Source organism: Spirochaetales bacterium (assembly GCA_016930085.1).
GTDB lineage: Bacteria > Spirochaetota > Spirochaetia > SZUA-6 > JAFGRV01 > JAFGHO01.
In genome coordinates, this window is record JAFGHO010000054.1 from 23,863 (window position 1) to 30,024 (window position 6,162).

A 6,162-nucleotide genomic window follows, 5' to 3' on the forward strand; every position below is an offset into this window, starting at 1 on the left:
TTTTACATCCGGTTATATGTCTCCAAGTTGAAAGCTTTTGGGGGCGGTAAGAGTATAATGAAGCACCAGTTTTTTATGTTGAAAAGGATCGGGGGAGAGTTCCGTGTCCCAGCAAACGATCCCTTCCCTGTTCATCGTATAACCGGGGCTGGTGTCGTCCAGAATCCTTATATTCACCTCTTTCAGTTCCGAGACGTAAACCCCCTCTTTCAACCTTACCTTCTGTGTTTCTTTCTTGTAATTGTAGAGAATAAAGTGGTATTCCCATTCCATGACATGTTTGAGAGAAAGCCCTTTCGCTTCCCTCTCCGTCGCCTTGTGCCTGATACGCCTGACCTTCACGTCCTCGTCGATACCGAATGAAAGATGAAACACTTCTTCGGGCGCGACATATTTCATTCGGGCGGAACCCATATAACTTTCGTTTCTGTATACAGCGATTTTTCCCGGTAACATCGGTAACCCCGTGTCGTTTGTGAGAGTCGCCTTCAAATACACATATTCCATCAATTCAGGTACGGTTTCGTATGAAAATTCCGGCTCGCTTTTAGAAGTAATAATGAGAAACCGGTGCCATCTGTCGTCTGAAGGAATATCGCACGGATTTTTGACGACGAATGTGTATGAAATCCCTCTCTTGCTGACCTCGACCCTGCTCTCCCCGCCACCTTCATCGGACGGGGTTTCTTCGACTTCATCTCCCCCGCTTTCTTCCTCGAGGTCGCGGAAGGCTTCCGTCTCGACAACAAGGGCCTTCCGTCTTTTTTCCTCATAGCCGGACATATAAACCGGATAAATTTTTGGAATTTCCATCTGCACATCCGCCGCGGCGGTCGAGAGGATGACCCTGACATCCTTCCAGACCTCCCCGGTCTGCTGCCGGATTTCCCCGAAACAGGAGAGTTCGATTTCATTATCAGGGTTTATGAGTTTTGCGTCATAGGAGGTTTTCCAGGATACGCCCGGCAGTATATATGACACCTCCACTTCGGCACTGCATGCCTCTTCCGCATGCACGGACACTTCGATATTGTACTGAACCTTTTTATCCAGCGCCCTTATCTTTGCGAGACGCTCCTCCAAAAGCGCCCGTTGTTCATGAAGGTGTTTCAGTTTCTCGTTCGTCTCGATAATGAGAAGGGTGTTTTCCCTGAATGTGTGTTCGAGGAAATCGAGTGCCGCATTGAGTTTGGGAATCGAGTTTTCCTGTGTGAGAATAATATCGTTGAGGAGGCTTTTTATGTATTCCCTGAGATCGGTTGTCGTATGATTTTCCAGGGCGTAAATGATTTTTTCATCGGTCAAGGCAATAATGTCTTTCAGGCAGGAGCAAATCCTGTTGTAGACATTCTCGTCCTCTTTCTGCCTGAAAAAATAGAGGTTGTTGACGGCGAGCGTGGTCGAAAGTATTTTCACGTTACCGGCGGCGCATGTTGATTTTATCGATTGCCCATCGATCCCGGCACCGAGATTTGAAAACACGATTCGCGTCTCGCCCCTTTTCAGGTTCGCCTTTTGCATCCGTTTCACTTCCGCCTTGTCCGAATAGACCACCACCTCCGTTGCCCGCGAGTTTGCCTCAAGTTCGATATCGTCTTTTTTAATGATGACGGTTGCCATAGTTCCCCCTTATGGTTCAAGGTACGGATGATCGGCCTTCCTCACGGTAAGCCGGTAATCTTCCGGATGCCGGACCGTATAAGTCACGGTGAATACTTTTTTCTTTTTTGGTTCGAGTGTCGTCTTCCAGAAGACGATATTTCTGTCCGATATTTTTTGTGGTTTTGGATCGTACTTCTCGTTCACGACGGCAATCTCCTGCGGCCGTTCCGATATCGGGATACGGTCATACACTTCGCAGACAACATCAGTTTCCTTGTAGCTTATAAGCTCGATCTCCACGGAAAAATCGACCGCCATCCCCTTTTTTACAAAACCGCCGGTTTTTCTTTCGGAAGTTTCCTTTCGCAGTACTTTTATATCCCGCTCGACGCCGAGTGAAATCGAGGTTCCCTCGTTCATCCCGAGTGTCGGAAACATGATCGCGCCCAGAAAACTGTTTTCAACGAACACCTGTGCCGGTCCTTTGGGAAACGGATTTCCGTATGTGTTCGTAAAGACCGCCTTGAGAAACACCGCCTCCTTTTCCAGTGGAACGGTCACGTACACCATGTTCATGGGGATGCCGGCGGTGTCGACACCGATCTGAAACGGGACCCGGGATGAGGGAATCGTATTCTTCGTCGAACCACAGTGATACCGGTAGTCGAATCCGCCGACGGATTCGAGCGGCGAAACACCGCGAGCGAAATATCTGTTGACCGCGATCCCGCCCGATACCTCGACGACGCCTTCCGGAGTATAGGTATCGGAAAGGTAGGCGTATAAATCCCTGTAATACGGGGAAAGGGTGTCGATTTTTAGCCGCCCGCCCAGTCTTCCGTCGACCGAGGCGACGATTTCCTCGATCTCCGCCGCTCCCGATACTCCCCGGCCTTTTTGTTCCTGAGAAAGCCTTTTCGCATGTAGTGCCTGGGTATTCATGGCCGGGGGAGTCGCATCCCCGGAAATCCCGGTCGTCTTTTCGACATCGATGAGTCCATCCACGTCTTCCATGCTTGAAAATCCTCTCGAGGCTGCGGCGATTCGTCCGCTTTTCCGCTTTATGCCGGATGGAAAAACTCGCTTCTTTTTTTCCGTCACTTTCTCTTCGGGTATATCTTCCTTATCCATATCCGTCACATCCATCTCATCTTCCATTTTCGCCGTTTTTCCCATAACCGCCGCCTCCGGTGACGCCGGTACCGTGATAATGCCGGTATCCTGTTCCCTGATACGTTTTGACGTGACGTCGGGTACCCGGCACTGCTGTAATGGAACCGCGGTCGAAAGCAGGACCTCGACATTTTCCCAATCTTCACCGGTCGTCTGGCTGATCATCCCGAAGAGGCCGATCTCGAGTTGTTTTTTATTGATATCAGCCCGTATCGTATATGCAGGGTACCAGCTTACTCCCGGCTGAAGATACATGACCCGGACTTCGCAATCGACATCAGTCTTTGCATCGAACACGGCGACAATCCCGTGCTCCCTGATCCTGTCATAAGAGAGAAGGGCACCTATATTTTTTTCCGCGGCTTCCCTTTTTTCCTGCAATGTCAGCCACTCGAAAATGACCTTTCGTGTTTCTTCCCGGTTGGTGAACAATTTTTTACGCATGAACCCATAGAATTCTTTCCAGTTCTCAACGATAATGGAACGTTTGACCTCTTCACCGGCCCCCTTGATCAACGTTCCCTTGTCCATAAAGAGAAGAAACTCATCCGTATAATTGTTAAAAACCGCTTCACACCTTTTTTGCTCGAGAATGAGTTCATCGAGTATCGCCCTTTCCTTTCTGTAGCGGTTTTCGTCATATCTTTCCCTGATCGCATCCTCAGAATGGATACCGACGATCGTGATTCCCCGGTTATCGGCTGTTTCGATTCTGACGGAATCCTCATTGATCGCTTCCGGCAGCTTCCGGATGACGAGGCTGTTTTCCCCTTTTGCAAAAGCGACCGTCTCCGCCCTTGTGATCCTGGCGCCGGCGGGATATACCGTCACTTCCCTGACGGGAAAACTCATTTCAATCGTATTCATTAAAACTCCTTTTCATCCGGTTGTCTTTTCCCATAGCGTGATCCGAGAACGGGCAATCCTTTTACGGTGATGTGACATACCGCGACCCGGACAGGGACCGCCCGCCGGGAAACGGCTTTCCTCAACCGGAGACGGCCACCTGCCGCCATGAACATGGCCAGTACGAACGTATTACCATTTCCAATGAGCATAATACCATCAAGGGGAAATTACAAATGTATTTTCGCCAAATCCCGGCAATGCCGTCATCATTGTTCGAACCGGCGATTTTAAAGAAGACCATCCTGTCTGTCTTTCAATTATTTTTTGTTGACCATTATACCTTTGTGTTATAGAATGAGTTCGCATGATAGGAAATCGGCGATTTTTTTAACGCATTGCTTCGGTGGAAATCATAAGGTATCCAGACAGTGATATCGGTGTAGCCGTCGCAGCCGTACTTCACGACCAAATAACCGGCCTGAGAATGCAAAAAAAAAATGGATAATCCATTATGATGACGGACCACATAAAAAAGAAAAAATTTTTTCTGGTATGCGTTTTCCTGTTGATTCCTTCGTTTTCATTTTCATCCGCCGTACCGGAAAAGCGGGTTCCCATTGCCGAAAAAGGCACATTCGATGCCACAGACTGGAATTTCAGCAAAAGCGGCCCGGTCGAACTCAATGGAGAATGGGAATTCTACTGGAATCAGTTGATTTACCCCGGGGATTTCACACGACCAAAAGACAACCCGGCCATGCCGGAGAAAATGCCGGTTTTGACCGGTTACATAAAGGTACCGTCGATCTGGAATTTCAATAAAGTAAACGAATTAAAACTGCCGTTTAACGGCTACGCAACCTATCGGCTCAATATTAAGGCAGACGATACCGCGGACGACCGCATGGGAATCAGTATTCCGAGGGTGCATACCTCGTATAATCTTTATGTCAATAATGCAAAGATATTCTCTGTCGGAAAAGTAGGAAAAACAAAAATAACAAGCCATCCGGATTTTTGCCCCCACATCATTCTTTTAGAAAGTGAAAACAATTCACTCGATATTGTCCTTCAGGTTGCCAGTTTTCATTATCCGGTGGGGGGAATCGATTATCCCATTCAGTTCGGCCCGATAAAGGCGTTGACCGGAAAAAGAGAAAACAAGCTGGTGTTCGATATCATCATCTTCGGTTGTATTTTCATTATTTTCGTTTATAATCTCATTTTTTATTTCTTCAACAGGAATGACATATATCTGTTATTTTTTTCACTGCTCTGTTTCGTCGTGTCGTTTCGGGCGCTTTTTACCATCAATGTCTTTTTTTTCAGGAATATATTGAACATCAACTGGGAACTGATAAGAAGAATCGACTATTTTATGATTCTCCTCGCACCGTTTTTTTTATATAAATATCTGCACTCATTGTTTCCCGATATTTTCGGCAAAAGAATAGTGGATTTTGTCGTCGGTATATCGGTCGTATCCCTCGTCGTATTGTTGTCGACGCCCATTTTGATCACCGTCGTCTATGCGAAAGCGTATGCGGTTATAATCGTATTTTATTTTATTTACAACTTCATCGTCATCATCCGGGCCTGCCGGGATAAAAAAAGCGGCGCGTTGTACCTGCTCTCCGCTATGATCGCTTTCGGTGCGACGGCGATCAATGATATTTTTTATGATTACCGGCTGTTCAAAACACTCCTTCTCGCCCACCTGGGCGTTTTGTTGTTTATCATCGTCCAGTCGGTCTACATTTTCCAGCATATATCGAAGCGTTTTCAATCGAAACAGTGTCCAATCACGGACAGTTTTGAAAAAAAGATACGTATTATCAATTCCTATGATCTGACGAACCGTGAAAAGGAAATATTGAGCCTCATCCTTGAAGGAAACACGACAAAGGACATCGCGGTGAAGCTGGATATAGCGGTGAAAACGGTCGAGAACCATTTTTTCAATATCTACCGGAAAACCGGTCTCCACTCCCGTTTTGAACTGTTATCCCGAATGCATAATTAGCACCACTATCGTTTAAAAATTACCGTCTTCTTGAAAATGCGGGGGTGTCCGGAAAACGTCATCTTGCCCGAGGTTCAGGACACCCCCGCTGATATTGCCGTCCGTCAATTGTTGCTGACGAACACAGATACCGAACAATTGTTGTTTCCGTAGTTTGAATTATGTTCGATAATGCTTCGTGAAGGATTGATGCGAATTTCAACCGTATGATACTGCGGAAGCGCGCGCCAGGAATATGTTACGGTCCATGAAGAACCCGGCCCGAGTGAGGGGATGACATCCGTTTCCTTGTAATTACCGTCAACATACCATGCAACGTCAATATTATAGGCGTATCCGGGACCCGAGTTTATCACTGTTGATTTTAAAGTGTATGTAGTATACGCCTTCATCTCATTCGGTATGGTAAACCCGCCGCAGGCAAAATCCGGTTTTGCCGGGGTGGCTGTTGGTGCGGCTGTTGGTGCGGCTGTTGGTGCGGCTGTTGGTGCGGCTGTTGGTGCGGCTGTTGGTGC

At 47.4% G+C, this 6,162-nt stretch carries 4 protein-coding genes; 1 reads left to right on the forward strand and 3 read right to left on the reverse strand.

Annotation, left to right across the window (positions count from 1 at the left end; genetic code table 11):
• Positions 1 to 12: 12 nt before the first annotated feature.
• Both JW881_08800 and JW881_08805 read right to left on the reverse strand, forming a co-directional pair.
• Entirely contained in the window at positions 13 to 1,620 is a 1,608-nt protein-coding gene (locus JW881_08800; GenBank protein ID MBN1697597.1) for a mucoidy inhibitor MuiA family protein, read from the reverse strand.
• 9 nt (positions 1,621 to 1,629) lie between these two features.
• Entirely contained in the window at positions 1,630 to 3,642 is a 2,013-nt protein-coding gene (locus JW881_08805) for a mucoidy inhibitor MuiA family protein (protein ID MBN1697598.1), read from the reverse strand.
• A 493-nt stretch (positions 3,643 to 4,135) separates the two neighbouring features.
• On the opposite strand from JW881_08805, the gene JW881_08810 reads away from it, so the two are divergent.
• Positions 4,136 to 5,647 (forward strand): hypothetical protein, encoded by a 1,512-nt coding sequence (locus JW881_08810; GenBank protein ID MBN1697599.1) that lies wholly within the window; start codon positions 4,136 to 4,138, stop codon positions 5,645 to 5,647.
• Positions 5,648 to 5,751: 104 nt separating this feature from the next.
• On the opposite strand, the gene JW881_08815 is transcribed toward JW881_08810, so the two are convergent.
• On the reverse strand, positions 5,752 to 6,162 hold a 411-nt coding region (locus tag JW881_08815; protein ID MBN1697600.1), incomplete at its 5' end, for a hypothetical protein.